The 25,730-nt window shown below is 54.3% G+C and carries 20 protein-coding genes and 5 tRNA genes; 16 read left to right on the top strand and 9 right to left on the bottom strand.

The window, feature by feature from the left end; all coding sequences use genetic code 11:
• The first annotated feature begins 225 nt into the window (after nt 1-225).
• The 3 genes from hemQ to AC5DDB_RS24240 all read left to right on the top strand — a co-directional run bounded on the left by hemQ (nt 226) and on the right by AC5DDB_RS24240 (nt 2,908).
• A complete protein-coding gene (gene hemQ / locus AC5DDB_RS24250; protein WP_491742339.1) occupies nt 226-1,062 on the top strand; it encodes a hydrogen peroxide-dependent heme synthase in 837 nt (278 codons plus the stop codon).
• A 240-nt stretch (nt 1,063-1,302) separates the two neighbouring features.
• A complete protein-coding gene (locus AC5DDB_RS24245) occupies nt 1,303-2,298 on the top strand; it encodes a DUF1559 domain-containing protein (protein ID WP_491742338.1) in 996 nt (331 codons plus the stop codon).
• Between the two features lie 166 nt (nt 2,299-2,464).
• Nucleotides 2,465-2,908, top strand: a complete 444-nt coding sequence (locus tag AC5DDB_RS24240) for a hypothetical protein (protein WP_491742337.1) — start codon at nt 2,465-2,467, stop codon at nt 2,906-2,908.
• 11 nt (nt 2,909-2,919) lie between these two features.
• Here AC5DDB_RS24240 and AC5DDB_RS24235 read toward each other — a convergent pair whose 3' ends face one another.
• The gene (locus AC5DDB_RS24235; protein ID WP_491742336.1) at nt 2,920-4,653 is read right to left on the bottom strand and encodes a hypothetical protein; all 1,734 of its coding nucleotides are present in this window, start codon (nt 4,651-4,653) and stop codon (nt 2,920-2,922) included.
• Between the two features lie 312 nt (nt 4,654-4,965).
• Between AC5DDB_RS24235 and AC5DDB_RS24230 the strand changes: the two genes are divergently transcribed.
• Nucleotides 4,966-5,700, top strand: coding sequence for a Crp/Fnr family transcriptional regulator (locus tag AC5DDB_RS24230; RefSeq protein WP_491742335.1), 735 nt, complete (start codon nt 4,966-4,968; stop codon nt 5,698-5,700).
• A gap of 72 nt (nt 5,701-5,772) precedes the next feature.
• Nucleotides 5,773-6,156, top strand: coding sequence for a winged helix-turn-helix domain-containing protein (locus AC5DDB_RS24225; protein WP_491742334.1), 384 nt, complete (start codon nt 5,773-5,775; stop codon nt 6,154-6,156).
• A 148-nt stretch (nt 6,157-6,304) separates the two neighbouring features.
• Here the strand turns inward: AC5DDB_RS24225 and AC5DDB_RS24220 are convergent, their stop codons facing one another.
• The 5 genes from AC5DDB_RS24220 to AC5DDB_RS24200 form a co-directional block, all read right to left on the bottom strand.
• Nucleotides 6,305-6,631 (bottom strand): hypothetical protein, encoded by a 327-nt coding sequence (locus AC5DDB_RS24220; protein WP_491742333.1) that lies wholly within the window; start codon nt 6,629-6,631, stop codon nt 6,305-6,307.
• A 404-nt stretch (nt 6,632-7,035) separates the two neighbouring features.
• Nucleotides 7,036-7,332 (bottom strand): DUF1488 family protein, encoded by a 297-nt coding sequence (locus AC5DDB_RS24215; RefSeq protein ID WP_491742332.1) that lies wholly within the window; start codon nt 7,330-7,332, stop codon nt 7,036-7,038.
• 119 nt (nt 7,333-7,451) lie between these two features.
• Nucleotides 7,452-7,871: a hypothetical protein gene (locus AC5DDB_RS24210; RefSeq protein WP_491742331.1), complete on the bottom strand. Its 420-nt coding sequence runs from the start codon at nt 7,869-7,871 to the stop codon at nt 7,452-7,454.
• Nucleotides 7,872-8,028: 157 nt separating this feature from the next.
• Nucleotides 8,029-9,615 (bottom strand): phosphoenolpyruvate carboxykinase (ATP), encoded by a 1,587-nt coding sequence (gene pckA / locus AC5DDB_RS24205; protein WP_491742330.1) that lies wholly within the window; start codon nt 9,613-9,615, stop codon nt 8,029-8,031.
• A gap of 183 nt (nt 9,616-9,798) precedes the next feature.
• On the bottom strand, nt 9,799-10,311 hold the full coding sequence (locus AC5DDB_RS24200; protein ID WP_491742329.1) for an EVE domain-containing protein: 513 nt from the start codon (nt 10,309-10,311) through the stop codon (nt 9,799-9,801).
• 290 nt (nt 10,312-10,601) lie between these two features.
• Here AC5DDB_RS24200 and glnA point away from each other — a divergent pair, with 290 nt between their 5' ends.
• A complete protein-coding gene (glnA, locus tag AC5DDB_RS24195) occupies nt 10,602-12,017 on the top strand; it encodes a type I glutamate--ammonia ligase (protein ID WP_491742328.1) in 1,416 nt (471 codons plus the stop codon).
• 389 nt (nt 12,018-12,406) lie between these two features.
• Complete coding sequence (locus AC5DDB_RS24190) at nt 12,407-14,347, top strand: CAP domain-containing protein (RefSeq protein ID WP_491742327.1); 1,941 nt, start codon at nt 12,407-12,409, stop codon at nt 14,345-14,347.
• A gap of 77 nt (nt 14,348-14,424) precedes the next feature.
• On the opposite strand, the gene AC5DDB_RS24185 is transcribed toward AC5DDB_RS24190, so the two are convergent.
• The 3 genes from AC5DDB_RS24185 to AC5DDB_RS24175 form a co-directional block, all read right to left on the bottom strand.
• The gene (locus AC5DDB_RS24185; RefSeq protein ID WP_491742326.1) at nt 14,425-15,393 is read right to left on the bottom strand and encodes a hypothetical protein; all 969 of its coding nucleotides are present in this window, start codon (nt 15,391-15,393) and stop codon (nt 14,425-14,427) included.
• 363 nt (nt 15,394-15,756) lie between these two features.
• Nucleotides 15,757-17,292, bottom strand: coding sequence for a hypothetical protein (locus tag AC5DDB_RS24180; protein WP_491742325.1), 1,536 nt, complete (start codon nt 17,290-17,292; stop codon nt 15,757-15,759).
• Nucleotides 17,293-17,394: 102 nt separating this feature from the next.
• A complete protein-coding gene (locus AC5DDB_RS24175) occupies nt 17,395-20,316 on the bottom strand; it encodes a PA14 domain-containing protein (RefSeq protein ID WP_491742324.1) in 2,922 nt (973 codons plus the stop codon).
• 483 nt (nt 20,317-20,799) lie between these two features.
• On the opposite strand from AC5DDB_RS24175, the gene AC5DDB_RS24170 reads away from it, so the two are divergent.
• The 9 genes from AC5DDB_RS24170 (at nt 20,800) to secE (ending at nt 25,654) form a co-directional block, all read left to right on the top strand.
• On the top strand, nt 20,800-22,470 hold the full coding sequence (locus tag AC5DDB_RS24170; protein WP_491742323.1) for a sigma-70 family RNA polymerase sigma factor: 1,671 nt from the start codon (nt 20,800-20,802) through the stop codon (nt 22,468-22,470).
• 197 nt (nt 22,471-22,667) lie between these two features.
• Nucleotides 22,668-22,740, top strand: a tRNA-Thr gene (locus AC5DDB_RS24165).
• Nucleotides 22,741-22,864: 124 nt separating this feature from the next.
• Nucleotides 22,865-22,946: transfer RNA gene (locus AC5DDB_RS24160), tRNA-Tyr, on the top strand.
• Nucleotides 22,947-23,038: 92 nt separating this feature from the next.
• Nucleotides 23,039-23,109: transfer RNA gene (locus AC5DDB_RS24155), tRNA-Gly, on the top strand.
• A gap of 37 nt (nt 23,110-23,146) precedes the next feature.
• Nucleotides 23,147-23,219, top strand: a tRNA-Thr gene (locus AC5DDB_RS24150).
• Nucleotides 23,220-23,386: 167 nt separating this feature from the next.
• The gene (gene tuf / locus AC5DDB_RS24145) at nt 23,387-24,583 is read left to right on the top strand and encodes an elongation factor Tu (protein WP_491742322.1); all 1,197 of its coding nucleotides are present in this window, start codon (nt 23,387-23,389) and stop codon (nt 24,581-24,583) included.
• A 120-nt stretch (nt 24,584-24,703) separates the two neighbouring features.
• Nucleotides 24,704-24,871 (top strand): 50S ribosomal protein L33, encoded by a 168-nt coding sequence (rpmG, locus tag AC5DDB_RS24140; protein WP_491742321.1) that lies wholly within the window; start codon nt 24,704-24,706, stop codon nt 24,869-24,871.
• A 66-nt stretch (nt 24,872-24,937) separates the two neighbouring features.
• Nucleotides 24,938-25,010: transfer RNA gene (locus AC5DDB_RS24135), tRNA-Trp, on the top strand.
• A 206-nt stretch (nt 25,011-25,216) separates the two neighbouring features.
• The gene (gene secE, locus AC5DDB_RS24130) at nt 25,217-25,654 is read left to right on the top strand and encodes a preprotein translocase subunit SecE (RefSeq protein WP_491742320.1); all 438 of its coding nucleotides are present in this window, start codon (nt 25,217-25,219) and stop codon (nt 25,652-25,654) included.
• Nucleotides 25,655-25,730 lie beyond the last annotated feature (76 nt).

The raw sequence follows: 25,730 nt of genomic DNA, 5'->3' as shown, positions 1-25,730 counted from the left end.
GTTTCCGAAAGATGCGGTGTTGGCTTGTGTTCCGTTGTGTGTTTCCGGGACACACATAGTATCGGCGTTCCCAAACCGCTTCCGCCAGCAAAGTTGGCACAATCATTAAGATCGTATTTTTCCGCACGAATTTGCGATTTCAGTGGATTGTTTCTCACGTTCGTCCTAGGTTATCGTGTCTGGTCATCCATCAGTCATACTCGAACTATTGAATACCCCACACCCATGAATCGCCCTCCACAAGCCGCCCTGCCCGAACCCACCACTCAACTGTCCGAAGGTTGGCATTGTCTGCACATCTACTACCGTATCGATCAGGCGGCGTTGAACGCCATTGGGAAGTCGGATCGTGACTGGGGACGCGGCGAATTGATGCACTGGCTGAACTCCGAACGAGAAGACGCTCCGCAACGGTTACTCGCAGCGGTGATGAGTGGGCACCGGGCGGATCTTGGGTTGATGATCATGGACCCCGACCCATTGGTGATCGACAGCGTTGTGCAAGCCATCCGGGCATGCCCGTTGGGACCGGCCTTGGTGCCGACGTATTCCTTCGTGTCGATCAGCGAAGTCTCCGAGTACGTCCCGACGGCCGAACAGTACGGCGAAAAATTGGCCGCTCAAGGACTCGAAGTCGGTTCGGAAATGTATGCCGCGAAACTCAACGCCTATTCGTCCCGACTGCCGGCGATGAACAAACAGCGGTTGTACCCGGACTTTCCAGAGCTACCGGTCTTCTGTTTCTACCCGATGAACAAAAGTCGTGTTCCGGGGGCCAACTGGTATATGGAGGCGTTCTCGCACCGGTCCGCGTTGATGTCGGAACATGCCACCAGCGGGATCAAATTCGCCGGGCGGGTCTCACAGCTGATTACCGCAAGCACCGGTTTTGACGATTGGGAATGGGGTGTGACGTTGTGGGGACGCAACCCGGAATCAATCAAGGAAATCGTTTACACGATGCGATTTGATGAAGCCTCCGCCAAGTACGCAGAGTTCGGACCGTTCTACATCGGCTACACTCGCACGCCGCAAGAGATTGTCGATCACCTTCGGCTGTAGGTCGAAACCGTTCAAAAAAATTTTGAGAAAACGTACACTTCCGAACGGAATTCTCGATCCATTTTCGGTCGAGTCAGGTTTAATGATTCGTACCTCGAATTGACTTCCTTCCCGCCGACAACAACTGTCGGTGACCAGCCAGCCAATTGCCCTGAGATACCCACCTTAGACAGTCGTTCTATCCGAACGGCTGTCTTTGCCATCCCGCACGTTTTCCATCCTTTTTTCCAGGAGAGTTGTATGCGCAGAGCTCAGTCATCACGTCATGGGTTTACTCTAATCGAGTTGCTCGTGGTCATTGCCATTATTGCGATTCTCATCGCGTTGCTATTGCCCGCTGTGCAGCAGGCTCGCGAAGCGGCTCGGCGAACCGAGTGCAAAAACAAGCTGAAGCAGTTAGGCGTTGCGTTGCACAACTTCCACGACGTCTACCAAGCGTTCCCTTACGGATCCTACGACGACGACAACCGCAACTGGGGTTGGACCGTCCACTTGCTGCCATTGATGGAGCAAGACAACCTCTACGAAGCGCTCAAAACAGCCGGTATGTATATTCCGCCGAGCTTCAGCAAAACTTCGGTGGGAGTCCCAAATATCGACAGTCTTGGGGCACCGCACGACGTCAGCAACACTATCGGAAACAATGCCGCTCAAACGGTGCTGCCTGCACTGATTTGTCCTAGCGACATCCTGCCTCAACAAGCGAACAACGGCTACGGAAAGTCGAACTATCTGGGCAACGCGGGCAATATCCGCAACTGGCCGACACAAATGTTAGTCGACTGGGGCTGTAACGCCGGCGTTCGTGGCGACACCCTCAACGGCGTCTTCCGGAATTCGAACAACAATACCAATATCTACCCAACCGCCATTCGTGATATCACCGACGGAACCAGCAACACGGTTTGCATCGGCGAAGTGACCGAAAGCTTGAACGTCTCGGTGTCTGCATTGAACGACGGTGCCTTCCCGATTTGGGCCGGTGGTAACCCCAACGGTCGTGGATGTGGTGACGAGTTCGGGTTGGGTTCACACCTCCGACTGATGGATCAAGTCACGACGATCAATCGTCGGACCGGTAACGAGTCGATGCTGAGCTTCGGCAGCCAACACCCCGGTGGTGCCCAATTCCTGTTCGGTGACGGCTCCGTTGCTTTCCTCAGTGAAAACGTCGACTTCACAACCTACGAGCGTCTTGGTCAACGCAACGACGGACAAGTCGTCACGATCCCTTAATCGTGTACGTAAGGCAGTTCCGGTTCCCGGCACTGTCCACAACAATTCGAATCTGACATCAGCCCGAACGTGCATGAGCGTTCGGGCTGGTTTACTTCCGGTTGCTGTCTAGTGGAATTCGGATAGCTAAGAATTTTCAATCTACTACTTACAAAGGAAGACATCGATGCCACACATCAGAATTCATAATCGTTACGCTCTCGCGGGAGTCGTTGGACTGGTGCTGACATTCGTCGGCTGTGGCGGTGGTGGCGATCAGTTACCGACTGCCCAGGTCAGCGGGAAAGTCACCTTCGACGGAAAACCCGTCACCGGGGGAACTCTAACGTTCCTGCCCCAAGCCAGTGCCGGAAACCCGACGCCCGGCAAACCCGCATCGGGAACGATTCAGTCCGATGGAACCTACGAACTCGGCACATATGATACGGATGACGGGGCCGTGATTGGCCGTCACACAATTTCCTTTAGTGCCCCTGCGCCGGAGTCATCATCGAATGACGGCGGACACGGCGAAGCTTCCGCCTCGATGTACGAACGTCTGAAACCCATGAAAACCGAAGTGGAAGTCGAGTCCGGCAGCAATACGATTGATATCGAACTCACCAAATAACACTCAAGCGGCTATTTCAATAACCGATAGATCGCGATTCCGGCGTCTTCGTCCCAAAAGTCCAGACGAAGATAATTTCGAATGCCGGGCACACTCATGAGTTTCGTCATCGGCAACTTCGTTGAATCGACGATGAGCCACTTCACCCCGAGCTCGGCCAGCGAGTCGAACGCGAGCCGACTCGGGAACGTCGACAAACTGCCTTTGAGTTCCCGAAACGTTTGCGGAAAGAACCCCGAGTAACCGTTCGTCATCCGACGACGATGCAACATGCCATGCAGCATCCAAGCGGTTTCGGGAGCGTAGTCTTCGGCCCGAGTTCCTTTCACGAACGGCATGCCACATACGATTGCATCCGACCGGGAATTGTCTTTCAACCACTCGATCCATTTGCGATCAACTTCCGGCGACGCCATGACGTGAAGTTTTTGCTTCGGCGGCCACAATTCGATCGCTCCCCATCCACCCAGTAACATCGCCAAGCCCACCGTCAACACGAGTCCAACTTTGGAACTCGGTCGATCTTGGGAATCTGCCTGGTCTCGGGAACGTCGCCAAATTTGAATGCACAGTGTTTGCACGCCGATCGCCGCCAGAAAACACAGCACGAGTTGGGCGAACACGTTGAAACGGTACACACTCCGCACCTGAGCGATTCCCGGCACATGCTCGAACAGCCACCAATACGGCTGCCAACCATTGATCTTCAAAAACGGCCCGAGTGCGAGAAGTTCCGCCACGATTCCGAAACCGAGCAAGAAAAGCGTCGGCAACCGCCAACGGGAATTCCACAAACCACCAAGCACCCCCACCACCGCCAACACCGTTTTGACAAGCCCCGGAAACAGCTTCCATGGCCATTCCCTTGGTGTAACGAGTTCGGCAGGTAACGGAGGCTGCGGTCGCCACGGAGTCACAAGCAGGTCCGATGGCCGGGCGGAAAGTGTTTCGACCAAGTCCCGGGTGCGAACCCAATCGTGACGGTGCATCACTTCCATTTGCGTCCACACCATCGGACCGATCAGCGCTAAGCAAATGAACGCTCCGAACCCAATCATTCCCCACGTTCGCCACTGACAGAGTCTTCGCCCCAGAAGCCACGGAGTTGTCGGCACTAGAAGCAAACACAGAAACAGCCCATAGTGGTTGCACAGGAAGTAAGTCACCGCGACCGATAACCCCAGTCGCAAACCGTTCCGCCAGTTCGGACCGTCAGCAAGATCGACGAGCGCATGAATCGTCCACACGATTCCAAAAAGTGGCACCAGTTGCAGCACACCCAGTTGCCAATGCACAAACGGCAATAACAGCACCATCGCTCCGCCCGTGAACGAAGCCGCCCAGTCAAGTTCCAACCGTCGCAACAGCCGAAACGAACTCCAACCGTTCAACACCAACGACAGTAACAAGTACACGTTGTACGCAGCGACAGGTGTCTCCATGACCCAGATCAACGGGGCCACCACAAGCGATGTCGGCTGCGGTTCCGAGAAGGCGAACGCATCCGCAGACGGGAAGAAAATCGGGGCTTGCCAATAGTCATGAAACCCCTCGGCGGCCCGATCTGCGTTCCACCACAGCGTCCACAAATTGAACAACGGCACCGTTTCCACCGGTTCGGTGCCCAACGGAAGAGCCGTCGTCAGGTGCTTCGGCAAAGGCCACACCGCCGCACACGCTAACGCCAAATACAAGACGAACTCGATCCGACCGCGCTGGAACCACGTTGATTGTTGGGAAACCATAAATCTGCGTCGTTGTATTGGCAATCGCGATGAAATGCCTCGCGAAAAGGGCTTTTCTCCAGGCGATTTGGGCTTTCTCGCCCTTTTTTAAATCTGCTGGCACGAATGGTGCATTACCGAACAAACCTCGACAAGAGGCAATTACCGTACGCGAAATTCTACAGTTTTTCGAACTCAAGGACGCATCGCAATAGACTTTCGCGAATCAACACTTAATATGCACCTTCAAATTTTGTCACTAAAACAAAATCGGCCAGTTTCTTTCTCCGTTCCGGGCCGTTCTGCCGCTCGATTTTGTAGGGAGACTTTCCCATGTCCGATACACAATGCACTGAAATTGTCCAAAACAGTTTGATCCAACGACTCCCGACCGAACTCTGCGACCGGATTGTCCGCATGGCACAACGTCGGACCTGGGAACAGGGTGACGTCGTGTACCGACCAGGACAAGAAATCGCGACCGTCTATTTCCCATTAGACGCGATGGTTTCCGTCATGGTGAACCTGAACAACAACCGGGTTCTGGAGGTGGCGACCGTGGGGCCGGATGGCTTCGTTGGTGTGCCGGTACTATGCGGCGTGCTGATGTCGGCACGTGAAGTGGTCGTCGCTGCGTCGGGAGATATGCTGGGAATCAACGTCAGCGGACTTCATTCCCTGCTGCACGATGAACCGATTCTCCGCGAAACGCTGCATCGATTTATGTTGGCGATCAAGTTTCAATCGTCGCAGAAGACGGCCTGCAGTCAGTTGCACTCCACCGAGGAACGACTTTGCTGGTGGCTGTTGAATTGCGCAAACGCTACCAGCCAACCGGAACTGGCCATCACCCAGCAACATCTCTCTTGGATTCTGGGAGTGCGACGAGCAACCGTCACGGAAATCTTGCAATCCTTACGTGACGAAGGATGTGTGACCTACCGCCGTCGAAGAATCATCATTCAAGATCCTGCCGGTTTGGAAACGCGGTGTTGCGAATGCTATGGCACGGTCGATTCCTATTATCGACAACTCCTCGGAACATCCGACGGACAGTTGATGAAGTAACAAGATGTTGACGTCCGGGAGCCACTTGGTCACGATGGGCTTCATTGGTCGATTCTCCCGGACGAGGTCAGCATGAGCGACGAGCAATCCACCGACGAACACCCACTCACACCGCGTGCGAAGATTTGGATCGAGCAAGACGGCCAATACGTCTTTGGCCTCGGTCTAAGCAACATTCTCAAAGCGATCGACGAAACCGGCTCGATCAAAGCCGCCGCCCAGAAGGTCGGGAAGAGCTATCGTCATGTGTGGTCACGTGTCAAAGACGTCGAACGCGACTTCGGCATCCCGCTCGTCGAAACCCACGTCGGCGGCTCCGGCCCCCAACGCAGCGAACTCACCCAAGAAGCCAAACTCCTCGTCCGCGAATACGACGCCCTCCGCCAAAAAGTCTTCAAGCTAGTCGAACGGCAATTCAATAAAACGCTAAAGTCACTCCAACCAATCCAGCAGTAGGGTCCGCTATGCGGACCAATTCAACGACCATCGTCCACAAGTGTGCCACTGGCTTCGCCAGTACTTTGAATGACGTAGGCTGGGACAAGTCCCAGCTTCACTGATGTCAAAACGCAATCAAAAGCTGGGCTACGCTTCGCTAGTCTAGTTACTCATCTTTGAGTTCCATGAAAGCCTGTGCGGCCGATTGGACATCGTCATCGGGATGCATTGTCAGAGGCTCAATGACGTCTGCCAACTCCCAAGCGTCGATGTCGCTCGCCCACCAACAGCAACGCCAGCGGACACCATCATTGCCGCTTTCTAAGCCGCGTCGAAGTTGTGGAATGACTTTGTCACGCGGATGAGCCATGAGCACATCACTGATGTGCTCGTACATTCCAAGCCCCGTGTCGGAAGAAACCGAGTGAATCAGCAGCGGCAGACAGCGTTCGTCATGCTCTGTCTGAAAGTGCTCCAAGATTGCGACGAACATCTCGCCCTCCTCGGACGAAATCGTATGATCCGACGGCATCGGCTGATGCGATCTCAGAAAAGAAAGTGCTTGCTCGGTATCCATCCGTTCGTGTCTCAAAGAGTACGTAGGCCGGGACAGGTACGATTGCGCATTTGTGAGATTGCCAGGAACACAAACTGTTACAAAGAAAGAAATGGTGTGCCACTGCTAGCTTGCCTAGCAGTGCGAGTGACCAGCCAACCGGGAGTCGCTAAAACACTGCTGGACAAGCCAGCAGTGCCACCCGTCGTCGGGGACGGTGAGGCTGCCAACCAGCTCCGGTAGGCTGGGTCGCGACCCAGCTTTCTCGAATGTCGAAACGCAATCGAAAGCTGGGTTACGCTTCGCTAACCGAGGCTACTGATCACTGTTGCTTTGCTTTATTAAGACACATGTTCGGTGTCCTCGAGTGACGAAACTACGTAGACCTCGAGACTCTCGTACGCAGCGCACGTGCGGATCTCGGCTTCCGATCGATGTTGGATGCTGAGCTTGTGTTCTTCAAAGACGGCTTTTGCTTCGGGAGGCGTGAATTGTATTTGATCGGTGAAATGCTTGATCAAATAGAAAGCATCCACGACACATGCTTTTTTTTGATCATTCACGATCACCGGAAAAGTAATTGTGTGACAGTCAACGTCATACCAAGCTGCGGGACGGTCGGGAAACTCAATTCGCATCGGGCTTTTCATTTGACTGCACCAATCTACTGATGTCGGCAGGGTCGCGCCCCCGTTTTCTGGATTGTCGAAACGCAATCGAAAGCTGGGTTACGCTTCGCTAACCCAGCCTACATCTACTATTTCGCCAACCGAAATGACGACACGCGAATTTCATAATATGGTTCGAAAAGAGCTGTTAGCAATTGCCGAGAATCCAGGCTGACAATTCCCAGCAGGCTACATCCTCCTTCTTTAGCTGGATTGCTGGTGAAGTTCTGGATGCTCTTTTCCAGGAAACATTGGCCGCCAGAGTAGTCCTCTAAGAACACCAACTCTTTGACAATGTTATCGTGAAGATGAATGTAGAATATTTTAGCCTGCCCGGTAGATAGCGACTTCGCAATGTAGTCAGCAATCATCAAGACATCGTCGTCACTAAAATCGATTTCAGAGTCATCTTCAATGGTTTTCCGAATCAGAACATGGCGGGAGTTGACCCGATTGGTTCTTACCTCCAGTTCGTCGTCGAAGATCTCCAACAGGTCTTCTTCAGGCACCGGGTTCACTCCATACCGCAACGTCTGGGTGGCACTGTCGAATTGACGTTTCAAGGGTGCCACTGGCTTTGCCAGTGCTTTGCGATTTCAATGTCCACTCGACTGCGCACTGGCGGAGCCAGTGGCACACAACTCCCATTCCAATTGGAGCGTGATTCTAGGAAGCCGGTCCCGCTTGGATGACTTCCTCACTCACGCCGCTTTCGTAGGTTTGAAAGTTTTCTCGGAACAGGGACGCGAGTTTCTTCGCAGTGGTTTCGAAGGCGGCGGGGTCGGACCAGGTGTTTTTGGGGATGAGGATTTCGCTCGGCACGCCGGGGCAATCGGTGACGACATGCACGCCGAAGATGGGGTCGGGTTGCGTTGGGGCATCGGAGAGATGACCGGAGTGAATCGCGTCGATGATGGCTCGTGTGAAGGCGAGTTTCATGCGTTTGCCGATGCCGTAGGCTCCGCCGCTCCAACCGGTGTTGACCAGCCAAACTTTGGCGTCGTGCTCGCGGATTTTCTCTGCGAGGAGTTCCGCATACTTGCCGGGATGCCACACGAGAAACGGCCCGCCGAAGCACGGTGAGAACGTCGCTTGCGGTTCCTCGATGCCCATCTCCGTCCCGGCGACTTTCGCGGTGTAGCCGCTGATGAAGTGGTACATCGCTTGTTCGGGCGTTAACCGACTCACCGGGGGCAACACGCCGAATGCATCGCAGGTCAGGAAAATCACATCCGTCGGATGCCCCGCAACACACGGGATTTTGGCGTTGTCCATGTACTCGATCGGATACGCCCCGCGGGTGTTCTGCGTGATCGAGGAATCGTTGAAATCGACGTGATGGTCCGCGGAGTCGTATTTCACATTCTCTAAAACGGCTCCGTAGCGGAGTGCTCCGAAGATTTCCGGTTCGGTCTCGGAAGACAGATAAATCGCTTTCGCGTAGCATCCGCCTTCGATATTGAAGATGCCGGAATCGCTCCAACAGTGTTCATCGTCGCCGATCAACCGTCGTCTCGGGTCGGTCGAGAGTGTCGTCTTCCCGGTTCCTGAGAGACCGAACAACACGGAACTTTTCTCGCTGTCTTTCTCAGCCGTTGCCGAACAGTGCATCGAAAGAATGCCTTTGGCGGGCATCGTGTAGTTCATGTACGTGAAGACGGCTTTCTTCATCTCGCCCGCGTACTCGGTGCCGAGGATGACCACTTCACCTTGTTCGATGCTGAGGTCCACGCTGGTCTTGCTCGTCATGCCGGAGGTGTAACGGTTCGCGGGGAACTTGCCGGCGTTGTAGATGACGAAATCGGGTTCGCCGTAGTTTTCCATTTCTTCGGGGGTGGGTCGAATCAACATGTTCCGCATGAACAAAGCGTGGTACGGACGCGCGGAAATCACTCGCGTTTTGATGCGGGTCGCCGGGTCCCAGCCGGCAAACGCGTCGATGACGTACAACCGCTCGCGGGTATTGAGGTAATCGATCGCTCGTTCACGATTGATCTGAAATGTCGATTCCTCCAGCGGAAAATTGACCGGTCCCCACCAGACATCCGCCTCGGAGTCCGGATGTTTCACGACGCGTTTGTCCTTCGGGCTCCGACCGGTTTTCTCACCCGAGTACGCGATCAGTGCCCCGGAATCGGCGATCGTTGTGCCCGCTTCACGACGGATCGCTTCTTCGTACAACGTGGATGGATCGGGGTTGCGAAGAATCCGTTTGACGGTGATGCCGTGGTTTCGAAGCGTGAATTCACTCATCGATCAAATCCGTGACTAGAGCGGTTTCTAATGTGCCGATGCGTGTTCGGTCTCGCGGACGCTAGGAGATCATCGTTCGGCTAGGTGAGGAGGTTACCGCGCAGTTTATCGAGATGGGCGGATCGAGAACAGGCTACGAGACGCCCGACCCATCCACGAACGCTCTTCCGGCTAAGACTTTGATCAGGACTTCGGTTCCACCCCGGCCAACCGATGCACAGCGGCCCATTCTTCCGGTGTGACGGGTTGGATCGACAACCGTGACCCACGGGCGAGCACCATCATCCCTGCAGTTTCGTCGTCATCCTTGAGCATGTCGCGGGTGACGGGTTCGGGGAACTCCTGCTCCAACTTGACATCAACGTGATACCACGTCGGGTTCTCCGGGTCGCTTTTGGGGTCGTAGTGGTGGTCGTCTTTGTCGAAGGCGGTATGATCGGGATACCCAGCTTTCACCACCCGCATTGTGCCGACAATCGCCAACGGCTTGGCATTGCTGTGATAGAAGAATACGCCGTCGCCAACCTGCACATCATCCCGCAAGAAGTTTCGAGCCTGATAATTCCGCACGCCGTCCCAAAACGTAGTCTGCTTCTTCTCTTCAGCCAGGTCAGAGATGGAATACGCGTTGGGTTCCGACTTAAACAACCAGTACCGACAATTCTCTGCAGTCTTCTTTGCCTTCTTTTTCGCCATTTCTGCTCACATTTTGTGCTTAGCTGTCAGTAATTCGCGCAACTATGGTCCACGAAATGTCTTATCTTGGCGAATTGACTTACGCCCGGTCCGCCATTCCCACTAAACTGTAGGGAAATCGCAGTCCGAACGCGAGTTGTGCCGTGTGGCCGGTTCGACAAATTCCGTGACCTTTTCGACTCTCGTTGGTTGTGGTCGAACAAAGCGGTATGATTTTTGCCAACCTGACAAACACGTAATTGTCTCTTTCTGAATTGGCTTGCTCGGTGAGTGCTCCCAGGATCGACAGAATGACCCCAAAGGAAGTTTTAGCGTTATGCCGAACACATGATGTCAAAGCGGTTGACCTCCGGTTCATGGATTTCCCCGGAACTCAGAAGCATTTTACGATTCCCGTGCAGGCGTTGACGGAAATCAGCTTCGAAGACGGTTTCAGTTTTGACGGTTCGAGCTTGCGTGGTTGGCAGTCGATCAACGAGAGCGACATGCTCGTTGTGCCTCAGCCGGAGACGGCGATGATCGATCCATTTATGGATCGCACGCTGTCCATGACGTGCAACATTCAAGACCCGATCACCCGAGCCGATTACCCCAAAGACCCGCGGAATGTCGCTCGCAAAGCCGAAGCGTATATGCGGTCGACCGGCATCGCAGATACCGCGAACTTCGGGCCGGAAGCGGAATTCTTTGTGTTCGACGATGTGCAGTTCAGCTGCAACGAACACGAATCGATGTACCGCGTGGACAGCATAGAAGGCCCTTGGAACACCAACGGCGAACGCCGAAGTGGCGGCACGGCGGGTTACAAAATTCGGTATCGCGAAGGGTACTTGCCGATTCCGCCCAACGACACATTGCAAGACCTCCGAACCGAGATGATGCTGTTGCTCATCGAATGTGGCGTGGAGGTGGAGGCTCAGCATCACGAGTCGGCCACCGCTGGGCAATGTGAAATCGATATGAAATACGGTCCGCTCGTGCAGATCGCGGATCATCTACTGCGGTACAAATACATCGTGAAGAACGTCGCCGCCAAACATGGCAAGACCGCGACATTTATGCCCAAACCGATTTGGAACGATAACGGGTCCGGCTTGCACCTACACTTTTCGCTGTGGAAAAACGAAGAACCGTTGTTCGCTGGCAGCGGATACGGCGGGTTATCGGAGATGGCATTGCATGCGATGGGCGGTATCCTCAAGCATGCAAACGCGGTACTGGCATTTTGTTGCCCGACGACGAACAGTTACAAACGTCTTCTCCCCGGTTTTGAAGCTCCGATCAATTTGACGTATAGCTTCCGCAACCGATCCGCAGCGATTCGCATTCCCGTTCATTCCCCACACCGAGACCATAAACGGTTCGAATTCCGCTGTCCCGATTCCTCTTCGAACCCGTACCTCGCGATGTCGGCCGTGTTGATGGCCGCCCTCGATGGTATTCAGAACAAAATTGACCCCGGCGCACCGCTCGACAAAGACATTTACGATCTCGACCCCAGCGAACTCAAAGACGTCCCGAAGACGCCGGCATTTCTGGAAGAATGTTTGCAAGCCCTGCGTGATGATCATCAGTTCCTGCTTCGTGGGGATGTGTTCACCGAAGACGTCATCGACACTTGGATCTGGTATAAAACCGAACACGAAATCAACGCCATCCGCGAACGTCCGCACCCCTACGAGTTCGCAATGTACTACGATATCTAGCAAGTGACCCTGACCCGCGAAAACACTGGTCAAACCGATCAATTTTGCCAGAGATCGCGGTACGGAAATCAACTTTTGCCGTGGTTGTGAAAAGAATCACTTGCCAATGTGGTATCTCTACCCCATAGTTTAACCGGCAGTTTCCCTCGGGCCGAATCCATACTTACATGCCGTTCCGTATTCTTCACCACATTTCCACGTGCGTGACGGGACCGGCGTGTCGATGCATTTCTTAGTGATCATTTCGGTTCGAGAGTAGATTTATGGCGGTGTCTCGGTTGCTGCGAGAGTTCTGGACTTGTTGGCTTGATCAGGTATTTTCATCACGCACGAAACGGCGTCGTCGGAGTCATCAGTTAGCGTCGGCCGAAGTTTTAGAACTAAGGGTCTTGCTGACAGCCTCCATCGAGAACGAATTGATTTCTTCGCGGGCGATCAACGGCAGCTACGATGTGATCGCCAATGGGGACTTCAACGGCGATGGCATTGAAGATTACTTCTTCTGGGATACCGTCACCGGAGCGAATCGCATCGCTTGGAATTCCGCGACCGGGACCACGATCAGCACCAACACGGTCTCACCAGGTTTGATCAACGGTGAGTTCACCCATCATGCGGTCGGCAACTTCGATGGAGTTGCGGGGGATGAGTTCTTCGTTTGGAACCCCCGAACGGGACGCAATCGGCTGATCACAATGGCCGGCGAGGGCGCGTTCTCCACGAACGCCGTCGCGAGCGGTGCCATCAACGGCAATGACTTCACCGAGGTTGTCACTGGCCAGTTCTCCGGTGATTCCGCCGAAGATTTGTTCTTCTGGAATCCCCGAACCGGACGTAACCGCGTTGTCGATTTTGAAGAGTCCACCGTCGTCGGTCAGTCCACTTCAACGACCTTCCTCACAAACCGCATCGAACCTTCTGCAATCAACGGCGGAGACTTCGAACAGATTGTTGGAGGCCGATTCGGTAACGACAACGTCGAGGATCTGTTTTTCTGGAATCCCCGATCCGGACGCAATCGGCTAATCAATTTGGGATTGAACGGTGACGTTCTGACTCCGACCGAAATTCGGAGCAGTCTCTTCGCTAGGTCGGCCGTGAACGGGAACGATTTCACGTCGTTGTTGGCCGGTGATTTCGATGACAATGGCCAAACCGATCTCTTCTTCTGGAACAACGAAACCGGACGCAATCGGACGGGGTTTCTCCTCGACGCCAATCTGACAATCAGTCTGAAAACCAACGAGGTGGCCTCCGCGGCTATCAATGGTGGCGTTTTTGAGTATGCGGTGTTGGGACATCAAGGGCCAGCCGACTCGCTCTTCTTCTATTCGCTGGGAGACGGCATCAACCGGATCGCGTCCGGGTTGTCGCCGGAGAACGAACCGGAGCCAACACCAAATCCCGAACCGAACCCCAACCCTGAACCAAATCCCAACCCTACCCCGAATCCTGAACCAAATCCGAATCCCGAGCCAGACCCCACCTTTGTGGAAACCCGCCCCGCACCAAACCGGGTGAGTGAGATCACAAGCGATCTTTCGAACGGAGTTCTGATCGTCCGTGGCACATCGAGCGCAGACAACATCGTTTTGACCATCAACAACGGAGTCGTGACCGCGGAAGCGACCGGCGAATCCTTCCCGGTGAACGAAATTGTGCGAATCGTGATCGATGGCGATGGGGGAAATGACACGATCGACGTCGCCGAGGCCATTACGATTCCCTCCAGTATTTATGGCGGTTTTGGGAATGATCAAATTTTTGGCGGCGGCGGCAATGACGAGATTTACGGCGGGTTCGGCGACGATCAGCTAAACGGTCGCGGTGGAGACGATGAGATCTGGGGCGGCGTCGGGCAAGACGTGATTGATGGCGGCACCGGCGCGAACTTCACGTCGCAAGTTGCTCCTGACCGAACACGATCCATGCAGTCCATCGAACTGGAAATCCTTCGGCTAACTAACGAGCATCGTGTGAATGCTGGTCTGACCGAACTGCTTGCCGATGAACGTCTCTCGATGGCCGCGTTCTTACACGCGGAGCAAATCGTCAATGCGACTGAAGCAGCCGGAATTGACAATGCATTCGCTCATGTGCTTTGGGGAGTTCGCTATCCGACGATCAACTCGCGGATCGATTACGCCGGTTTCGAGCACCGCGGTTGGAGCGAAAACCTGGCGTTCGGTTACACCTCCGCTGCTGATGTTGTCGACGCCTGGATGAATTCCGCCGGCCACCGTGCGAATATCTTGCGACCGGAATCGACGCATCTCGGCGTTGCGGTTTTGGACGGCGTGTACGTGCAGAACTTTGGCACGACAATCTGACGGATTTCGCCGGCTCCAATGAAAAAAAGGCGTGTGTAGCCGAAACCACATACGCCCGATGATTCAGAAGTCGCAATTCAATTGGTCGCGGTCTCGCGACGCCGATTGGCTTGGGCCTCTCGCAGTGGTGCCAAAACTTGTTCGATCGTTGGCTGTTCACCGTACCGTCGGAAGTAATCCCGTTGTCGATTGCGAATGAAGACTTTCGCAGTCACGTCGAGTAATTCGTCGCGGTCGGCGGGGGTCATGTTTTCCACGCCTAGCGAAAACTTCTCGATCCAACCGGGTTGTCGAGCCATCGCACCGTCCATGACGGCTAAGAACACGGCAACTTCTTGCAGGTTGCGGTCAAGTATCATGTTCGTCAATGGCGAAAACAGCTGAGCAGCCGTCTGCACCGCCTGTGACGGAATACTCACGAACATCCGCACTCGATCGCGACACCACGTGTTGCCATCTTCCCCCTTGACGAAGTCATGCTGTAAATGCAGCAATGCACTCGCATGGATGATGCCAGGAAACAGCGGACTTTTCACCGTGCCTTCGCAAAGTGCCAGGCTTTGGGAATCATCTTGGTACAACACAATGGCCGTGCCCTGTGTGCCGGCATCGTCGTCGCAAACATATTTCCCCGGTGCGGTTTCGACGAGATGGAACTTCGAAATCTCCATCGACCGCCAGAAACTCACCGCGAGATCAGGGTGCTTGAGAAAATATTGTTGTACCTCCGGTTCCGTTCGGACTGAGACCGTCGAAAGTTGACGATACAAACTGAGCGAATCGAGCAACGAATGCACTTCGTTACGCTCCGCGTCGGTCAGTTTGTCCAGCGGCAATTCGCTAATGGCTTGCAACTTCGAGTCATTCGAAGATGTCCCTCGATGAATCGTTTTGACGATCTTGTCGATTGCCGGTCGAGTTAGCGGCGCGGACGCCAACGTGCGGTTCGGTTCTTCCGCCCACGACGGAATCTCCGTACCGGTCACGAAACTGCCGGCTCCGGCGGCAACAGCGGCCACCCAGCCGTACATCCTCGGCAACGGCATATGTCCCCCCTTTCTGAACAATGCCCTGCACTAATCTTGTTCTTCGCCAAGGGAATCATCGGCAGCGAAACGGGCTTGACATAACCTGAAATGTCCTCCTAACCGGATCAATCCGCACCCCAAAACCGACCCGGTTGGCAAACTGCGCAAACCAGAAAAAGAAAACCGCCGGCTGGTACCGACGGCAAAAATGATGAAGAATTCGTGCAGGTTTTGCTCAAGCCACTCGGCGCAATGTCACGGAAGTTTCGAGGATAGAAGATGGAAGATCGAGGACGGCAAACCTCCTAAGAGTATTCAACCTCCATCCTCCATCCTCACTTCCGAACTTAAAAAGCGATCCTGAACCAATCCCCAACCGGTTCACTCCGACTGCTCGGCGGGAATCCGGTTGAGCGTGTAATAACCGATCGGGTGCAGCAAGCCCTGCCCGTCGGTGTTGCGAACGCCGTCGAACCGCAATTCGTGAACGTAGTACGGTTCGAGACCGTCCACCGTCAGTCGGACACTTTTGCCATCTTCGGCCACATCGACGTTCGTGATCTTCAAATCATGCGTGTTCCGTGGCGGATCGCCGTAGGCTCCGTCATAACGGTAGGTCCAGGAACGGAGTTTGTAAGACGCCACATCCGCAGCGGTTTTCGGATCGACCGGTTGCGTGAAAGTCACTTCAAAGCCATCGGGTTTGGCTCGCATTTCGAGTGGCTCAAACGGCGTTTTGCCGGTCCAGACGAGACGTTGCAAACAGTACGGTTTCGATCCCCCACCCCATCCGCGATTCGTACCACCGACGAACAGCGAACCGTCGTGTCCCCATTCCAGTCGCAACACACCGGAGTCAAACCCACGTCGAAACGGGAAGCATGCCCCTTGGTATTCGCCGCCGATTTTCTCCAAGCAGACCCGCACGATAATCGCGGTGCCTTGGTCGCCGATGAAGAGTTGGTTCTCGAACGGCCCAAATTTGCCCCCGGTGGTGTCGAGCAATAACTCACTGTGCGATTTGCCCATTTCCGGATACGGGAACCACACCGCTGGGGCTTGCAGATGCGGATTGGCTTCGACGGCTTCCGCCCAATACATTCCTCGCTTCGGATAACCTTCGAAGGGCAGTTTGAAGTTTGACAACGGATGATCGACCGATTCCAATCCGGTCGTTTGTCCGTGGAACACGCCCGGCTTGAGGTGCGAAAGTTTGCACACCGCGACGTGATCGCCTTGGTTATCGGTGTAGAACATCTCACCGTCGGCAATTTTTCCGATGCCCGCTGGTGATCGCAAACCGGGGCACACGGGTTGCATGTTGCCTTCGGTGTCGATTTTCACCGCCCAACCCCGCCAATAACCGTTCGGCTCTTGTCCGCCACCAAACGGTCGGTTCAGGGTCACCCACAGGTCGCCGTCTTTGCCGAGAACCGGGCCGAAGGCGTATTCGTGGTAACTGCCGCTCAGTTCCCAGTCGTCATTGATCGTCTCGACCACATCGATCCGGTCATCACCATCGGTGTCTTCCACGCGGGTCAACTCACCCCGCTGTGCCATGTAGATTCCATCTTTGAACCCATGACCAGGATTCACCAGAATCCCCAATGGTTCCGCCAGACCGAACAGCATCTGTGTGTACTTCACGACATCGGTCGGGTCACCAGCGGCTTGGTTGTCGAGCGTGGGCTTGTCGGTATAGACGTTGTCAATCACGAACAGCTCGCCGCGTCGCGTGCAGGCCAGCAGCCGTGTTTTTTCCTTGTCGAGCCAACCAAGCCCACCAACTTCCAGAACGACATCGTCCGGAGTTGGCAACGTGATCATCTTGTAATAATCGTTCTCGGTCGGTTCAGCGGCCGACACGACGGACATCGGCAACAGCAGAGTAATCAAAGCCGCGAGTAACGAACGCATGCGGAACTCTTTTCGGTAGAACAAGTGACACAAACGTGGGTGCATCGTGACGCACCGCCCGGACAAATGAAATCACGGTGCGTCGCAACGCACCCGACGAAATTACCACGTCATTTTCACCTCGAAGGTGGCGACGTTCTTTCCATCGCGTTGGTCGAAATGAATCGGCAATAGCAACTCTTTTTGATTGCCCGCCGGTCGCACAATCGGCATCGCTTTGGTGCCGGGAATGATGTGACAACGCACGTCGTCATCAATCACATACTCTTCATCCGTCTCTGCTTCGATCTTTTCACCCCGAGCTGCGAGAAAATACAGATCGGGCGTGTCCGAAGCCGATGTGACTCGCAGCTTGCGAATCAACACCGTCCCATTTTGGACCAATTCGGTTTGATAGGTTTCCTCGACTTCGATTCCACCGGGCATTTCAAATTGGAACGTCGGCACGCGGTCTTTGTCGAAGCGATACCCTTGGAACTGCCAATCTTCCAGCGTGCGGTTGGAACCGATCTTTTTCCCTTTGGGAACATCTTTCGGCCATTCCGATTCACCACTGGCAAGCCGGGCAAATGGTGGTCCTTCGGGCAACCACAACGGATTGGAACTGGGGATCTTGGCGTATTGTCCGGCGCGACCTTCCCAAGACTCACGCGTGGAAATGAAATCGCCCGGCCACGCGACGACGGTCCGCACCCGGTTGGCATCGAACGCAACATTCGTGCGTTGCGGGAAACCAACGAGAATACAGTGGGCACTTACACCATCGAGGAACGAACGGAACGTAATCGGCTCATCACTCGGCACCAGCATACTCGCCGAAGTCGGTGACAATCCCGCAGGCAGACCGCCTTTCTCACCCACTGAGAGATAAACCCAAATCGAATCGATCTGAGCATCGGGATTGCCATCGAGCAAGTCAGGATAAGCACTGCGACCCTCCGGCCAACCGGTCGGCATCCGCGTGCGGGGTTTCAAGGCTTGCGGGTCTTTCAGGAAGGCATGGAAATAACCCGGTTGAATCCGTCGTGTGACGTTCAACAAGTCCAACCCTTCCGCTCCCGGCAAACGATATTCGCCGTACGCGTGACAATTAATACACGCCAGCCCCTTCTTCCCAGTCAATTGCCGACCGACACGTATCTTGTCTTTGTCGAACGCTACCTGATGACTCGGTACTTCACCGGCATCAGCGGCGTTGAACGACTTCGCCATCCACTGCACATTCTCGGTCCCGAACTTTGGCATCCGGGCAGCCATGTAGGTGCGGTATTTTTGACCATTCTGGAGCATCTCGTTGAAACCAACTTCGGTCAGTTTCACACCGACATGGTCCAATGGTGGCGGCAAGCGACCTTCGTCACCGAGATCGACGTGCTTCAGATAACCGAAGTAGTTCGACCGCAACAAGTCTGGTCCGCCTTTGTCATCACGCTCATGACAGCGATAACAATTGAGTGCTGACATCGCGTAATCGATCTTTTCCGCTTCCGACTCGGGACCGTGCCATTCCAACAGGCTCCCCACCGTTTTACGAAGCGCCTCGCGTTGTTCGTTCGACAACGCAAACAATGGGCGTCCCGGTCCGACGTCATTGGAAAGACACCCACGATTGCCTTCGACATTCGCAGGGTTCAATCCGACTTTGGCAATCGCATCCACCTTGGTCTCACCCGTGGCGTGACAGTTCGCACAGCCGATCGCAACGAACTTATCTTTGCCACGTTTAGCGAGTTCCCGATCGACTTGGAACGTCTCGCCCTCGGCAATACCTTTCGGCAACATGGCGGCGGTGTCGTGGAAGAGGACATCCGCGGGAATCTGCCTACGTTTTTTACCGGGCGGTTGCCAACTGACGGTCAACTCATGGCCGCCGCCAACTTCGTAGAAGATCACTTCGATGCTATGACGCCCTGGGGAGAGTTCAATTTGTCCGGTTTTCTCAACCGCCGGATGCACGCCTTCATTGTTGACGATCAACTTGCCATTGATCCGCAGCGTTGAGCCGTCGTCGGATTTCGTCCAGAAGCGGTATTCGCCATCTTGCGGAATTTCGATCGCACCATGAAAGCGGATCGCGAAGTTGTCTGGTGCACCGCCTTTGCCGGAGTTCTTCAGCGACTCCCCTTTTGTATTGGTGAACTGAGCGAGATCGAAATTCTTGACGGTGCCTTTGTTGGTCGGTTCTTTGTTCTCCAAGTCGGCGGCTTTTGAAAAGCTGCCTTCGAAGTATTCGAAATCCAACCCGGGACCGACTGAGCGTGCGGATTCATCGTACTGGTCACGCAGCAAATACGCCGCGAGTGCATTCGCTTCACCCGCATCGAGGTTCAAATTTGGCATCCGGCCAGATGGGCGTGTCGCATGCGGGTTCTTGAGGAACTCACTTAAGGCCGAGACGGTCGTCTTCATCGCCAACCCGCCGAGTGGAATCGAAGGTTTCGGCGGAGCCGTACCGGGAAGATTCAATTCAATGAGGTCCTCAAGTTCCAAACCCGCCGGGAGATCGCGGTCTTGCTGTGGTGCTTGGGCCATCGGTTGGTGACAGGCAACACAACCAATCGAATGGAACAGTTCCTCACCCGCATGAATCTGAGAACTACTGGTTCCGGAAGCCCGTTGATCCATCGGTCCGCCCAGCGAAACCAAATAGTGGGTCAACTCTTGAACAGTCTGGGCCCTCTCCTCGTTAGGAAGGGTATGTAAGAGGTGAGGCATCGGCGTGCCGGGTTTGACCGTTTGTGGATCGGCCAAGTACTGCAAAAGGTACTGCGGCGTGACTCGTTGCCCGACAGATTTCAGATTCGGGGCCGTTTTTGTCACTGGGAGCGAAAAGTTTTGCCCGACTTGGTGACAGGCCAAACAGTTCAACTCACCCAATAAGACATGACCGTCTGTGGAATCCCAACCAACCACCAACGATGCCGGTTCCGCTGCGGAGATGTCCGCTATCCAACCGAAACTGCCAATAAACAGGAGAAAAAGCCTAATGTAGGCCGGCACCAACCGAGCGAGGTATGGTTTCATAAGTTCTACGACCTTGATGAATTCCAAGATGGGAAGTTCGTAGGCTAAAGCATCAACCTGTCAACATGCAACTATCTGACCGCCCAACCCATCAGTAACTGCTAGTGCGACATCGGCCAGATTTGGAGAAGTTGTCAAAATTGTTGCAGATTGGATCAAGAACGTCCATTTCTCCACGAACATCAGATGGCCCGCCTTTGGTGCCTCGTCCTGAAAAACACACAACATGTGACCCCATGTACCGTAACAAGAGCCTATTTTTGGAAAAATTCGTTCGCATGCGAACTTTTTTCAGGCGAATGTCGTCTAAAATACGTACTTCATCATAGTGACAATACCAACGGAGTTGGATTGGGGATTGTTACTCATCAAACCACTCGAAAAAACGGTGATCGAGTGCAATTTGATGCCTAAAACGGAACAGCGATTGCTTGAGTCAGAGCAACACTCCACCGGTCTACTTGCGAGATTCGGAGACACACCATGGTTATGGCAGCGCGATATCACAACCCGGCAATGCGGAAGCTTGCTGAACAACAGATCCGATACACACCCCGCGACGTGCGAATCAAGCAGGTCGATCGAGCCGAGGAACTGCTGCGGGAGATCAACCCAGAGCAGGAATACCTCTATCCGGCGTTGTTCGAGCGAATTACTTCGCGAAAAACCGATTTGTATCCGGACCTCAAACTCTCCGGTGAAGAGGCCGTTCACGATTTGCGATGCTTCGTGGAAGACCTGTCTGACAGCGTCGACCTTGTTGCTCAAATGATCGACGAACGCGTTTACACCGTGAAAGACCTCAGCGAGAAGTACAACGTCTCCACCAAAACCGTGGACCGTTGGCGAGATCGTGGACTGGTCAGTCGCCGGTTCAAGTTTGGCAAACGCAAACGAGTTGGTTTTTTGCAGTCATCGGTGGATTGGTTTGTGGAGAACCACGCCAGCGAAGTTAACCGTGGCTCGAAATTTAGCCAACTTTCCGAAGAAGAACGTGAAGACATTATTCGTCGAGCACGTCGTTTGGCCCGCCGGGGAGGATGCCCCGCGGATATTAGCCGCCGATTAGCGCGGAAGTTAGGACGCTCAGTGGAAACAATTCGATATACCTTGAAGAACTACGATCAAGAACAACCGGAATCCGCCTTATTCCCATTGGCGAGTTCCCCCATCAATGACGAACAGAAGTCGGACATCTTCCGCAGCTACCGTCGCGGCGTCTCTGTCGAGACCTTGGCCGACCGGTATTGCCGGACCAAGGCCAGTATGTACCGCATCGTCACGGAAGTCCGAGCCAAACGGCTGTTGGAACAACCGATCGACTACATCGATTCGGAAGAGTTCCACGAAACCGACGCCGACGACGTCATTCTCGGTCCGCCGCCGGAAACACCGGAAAAACGCACACCGAGCAAAATTCCGCCCGGTTTGCCACCGTACTTGGCGAGTCTGTACTCGATCCCACTGCTCACTCGCGAAGACGAGCAGTATTATTTCCGAAAGATGAACTACCTGAAGTTCAAAGCGCGAGCGGTTCGCGATCAAATCGACATGGACCGCCCTCGCACCAAGGAAATGGATCAGGTCGAAGACCTGCTCGGCAAAGCCACCGAAATCAAAAACTTTTTGATCCGTAGCAACCTGCGATTGGTGGTTTCGATCGCCAAACGACACATCAAACCGACGAGCAACTTCTTCGAGATGGTCTCAGACGGCAACATGAGCCTGATTCGAGCCATCGAAAAGTTCGATTACTCCAAGGGAAATAAGTTCTCGACTTATGCATCTTGGGCGATCATGAAGAATTACGCCCGGTCGATCCCGGCCGCTCACACCCAAGCCGATCGCTTCCGAACCGGCAAGGACGAGCTCTTCCACCAATCGACTGATGATCGCAGCAACCAGTTCCAAGAGGAATTGACGAATAAACGACAAAGCCAAGCGATTATGCAGATTCTTGACCAACTCGACGAACGCGAGAAAGACATCATTCGGTATCGCTTCGGATTGGGACAAGAAGGCCCGTTGACTCTTGAGCAAGTGGGGAGCCGTTTCGGTGTGACGAAAGAACGCATTCGGCAACTTGAAGCCCGCGCACTCAAAAAGGCCCGAAAAATTGCCCAGCAAGAACGCTTGGATATTCCCGGGATTTGATGGTCTTTCGACCTCTGCCCGATTACATATGGCCCGCCGGTTTCTCGCCGGCGGGCTTTTTTCATGAACCGAACTCGGACATTGCGTGTCAGCAACCGATAGAAGATTTTGGAAATCTGGCTTCGAAGGGGCGTTATGACTTGCAAGCCGACCTCCCGTTGCTATATTCACCACTCTGGCGCAAGAATCGTCATTGCGCTAGCGTAGCTCAATTGGCAGAGCACCGGTTTTGTAAACCGGAGGTTGTGGGTTCGATTCCCACCGCTAGCTTGTGAAAGAGGTTCTCCACAACAACCGGAAGTCTGTTGTGGCTCGCTCTTTCCAAACAACCGGTTATACATCACAATTAGATATCGTGATGCACTCTCACTGAGGGGTGCCTCATTCCCATAACGGGGGAATTCCAGAGCGGCCAAATGGGCCAGACTGTAAATCTGGTGGCTAAGCCTTCGCAGGTTCGAATCCTGCTTCCCCCATTTTTGGTCAAGCGTTTGAGGTGTAGTGACAGGGAGGTTGAAAGAGATGTTTCTCCCTCTCGTCACTCGCGATCAATCCTTGATCTCCACACGCGGGTGTAGCTCAATGGTAGAGCTCCAGCCTTCCAAGCTGGAGGTGAGGGTTCGATTCCCTTCACCCGCTTTTCAGTTTGACACGGCAACGTGAAGTGTTGTGTTCTGCTGCTGTAGCTCAGTCGGTAGAGTGCGTCCTTGGTAAGGACGAGGTCGTGGGTTCAAGTCCCACCAGCAGCTTTCCGCCTGTTGTCCTCAACGGGCGACAAACCGCGTGCCGTGAATGGCTGGTGTTTGAAGAGCGTGCGAGCAACCGTATGTTCGCCACAAGATTTTTCGAGTTCACAACTTTGAGCGGCTAGCCCAGCCGTCCAGCAAACAGAGAAACCACAGGAGAGGACTGATCGATGGCTAAGGAAGTCTTTGAGCGAACTAAGCCGCACGTCAACGTGGGAACCATTGGCCATATTGACCACGGCAAAACCACGCTCACCGCGGCCCTGCTCGCCGTCCAAACCCACAAAGGTTTGGCGAAAATGAAAAGCTACGCGGACATCGCCAAAGGTGGTACGGTCCGTGACGAAACCAAAACCGTGACAATCGCCGTTTCGCACGTCGAATACGAATCGGAATCTCGGCACTACGCTCACATCGACTGCCCGGGTCACGCCGACTACATCAAAAACATGATCACCGGTGCCGCCCAAATGGACGGTGCAATCCTTGTGGTGTCCGCTGCTGACGGCCCGATGCCACAAACTCGCGAGCACATCCTCTTGGCTCGCCAGGTGAACGTGCCTCGTCTCGTCGTGTTCCTCAATAAATGCGACCTCGTCGACGACGAAGAGTTGCTCGAACTCGTCGAAATGGAAGTTCGTGAACTGCTCAGCAAGTACGACTTCCCTGGCGACGACATTCCGTTGATCAAAGGCTCGGCCAAGCCAGCCCTCGACAACCCTGGCGACGATTCCGCCAACGCCTGCATCGGCGAACTGATGGACGCCCTCGACAGCTACATTCCTGAGCCAGCCCGTGCTCAAGATAAGCCGTTCCTGATGGCTATCGAAGACGTGTTCTCGATCGAAGGTCGTGGAACCGTGGTGACCGGCCGTATCGAAGCTGGTACCGTCAAAGTCGGTGAAAAGATTCAAATCATCGGCCTCAAAGACACCGTCGAAACTACCGTGACCGGCGTCGAAATGTTCCAAAAGACCCTCAACGAAGGGATCGCTGGCGACAACGTCGGGATTCTTCTTCGCGGGATCAAAAAGGAAGACGTCGACCGTGGTCAAGTGTTGGCCGCTCCGAAGACCATCAACCCGCACACCAAGTTCGAAGCTGAAGTGTACGTGTTGAGCAAAGAGGAAGGTGGCCGTCACACGCCATTCTTCAGCGGCTATCGCCCTCAGTTCTACTTCCGCACAACCGACGTGACCGGCACCGCCAACTTGCTCGGTGGAGCAGAAATGTGCATGCCTGGCGATAACGTCAACTTGTCGGTCGAACTCGGTAAGCCGATCGCCCTTCAAGAAAACAGCCGTTTCGCAATTCGCGAAGGTGGCCGTACCGTTGGCTCGGGCGTTGTCACCAAGATTCTCGAATAGATTTCAACGACAAGTTTTTACGAGCCGCGTTCTCATCTTGTGAGAACGCGGCTTCATCTTCGATCCCTCTTCAACTTTGTCTTCAGTCCCGCAAGCAAATTGCTTGCAAGGAAGAGAACGATGGCCAAAAGCAACCGACGCGAATATGTCTGGCTGGAATGTACCGAAACGGGCATTCGGAACTATCGCGTAGAGAAAATCATGAAGGGCACCGAGCGGCTAGAACTCAAAAAGTACTGCCCCGCCTTGAAGAAGCACACTCTTCACAAAGAGTCACGCAAGAAGTAACGTGCATCCTGCGTACGCTTGCGATTGCAGGCGGGCGACAGATCCGATACAGTCAAAGTGCAGTTTACGGGTGTAGCTCAATTGGCAGAGCAGCGGATTCCAAATCCGCAGGTTGAGGGTTCAAGTCCTTCCGCCCGTGCTATCCAATCAGTTGGTTGTTTTCTAAAGCGGTCTACGCGTCACTACAGTAGACCTTGTCTTGCGGAAGCCGAAAACCCAAGGACGTTTCGCGTTTTCGCAGACAAAGATAACCGCAGTACGGTCTTGCCGATCCAATCAATTGCGGCCAACCGCTTTTTACGGCAATCACGCATCGGCTTTCGAGTGCAGCAAGGTTGAACAATAATGGCGAAAACGGCGGACGTCGGATTTTGGCAATCACAAACACAGTTCGGCCTCTATAAACGCAACCAAGGACGCCTGACACGCCAACTAACAGCCATCGCCATCGGGCTGGTTGTTCTCATTGGACTCTGGCGGCTATCGCAGTTCCTCCTCAGCTACGGTTACGAACGTCCGGTCAGCCTCGGAGTTCCCGCAGCCCTGTCGGTTGTGTTTCTGTGGATGATTTACCGAGCGGTCAACTGGCCGAAGTTTGCCGACTTCCTGATCGCAGTCGAAGCGGAGATGGATAAGGTCACTTGGCCGACACGAAACGAACTGCAACGGGCTACGACAGTTGTCATCGCAACGATGCTGTTCATCGGATTGGTTTTGCTGGCGTATGACGTCTTTTGGGCGTGGTTCTTCACGCTCGTAGGACTCCTTGAACGAGCGGTCTAGCTGCCCACCGTGACGGGCAAAACAACCCGTTGAATGACACTGAATATTCTCAAGTCCCGGTTCTGGTTTGCAAGTT

This window comes from Thalassoroseus sp., assembly GCF_984380535.1.
This window is presented reverse-complemented; position numbering and strand designations above follow the sequence as displayed.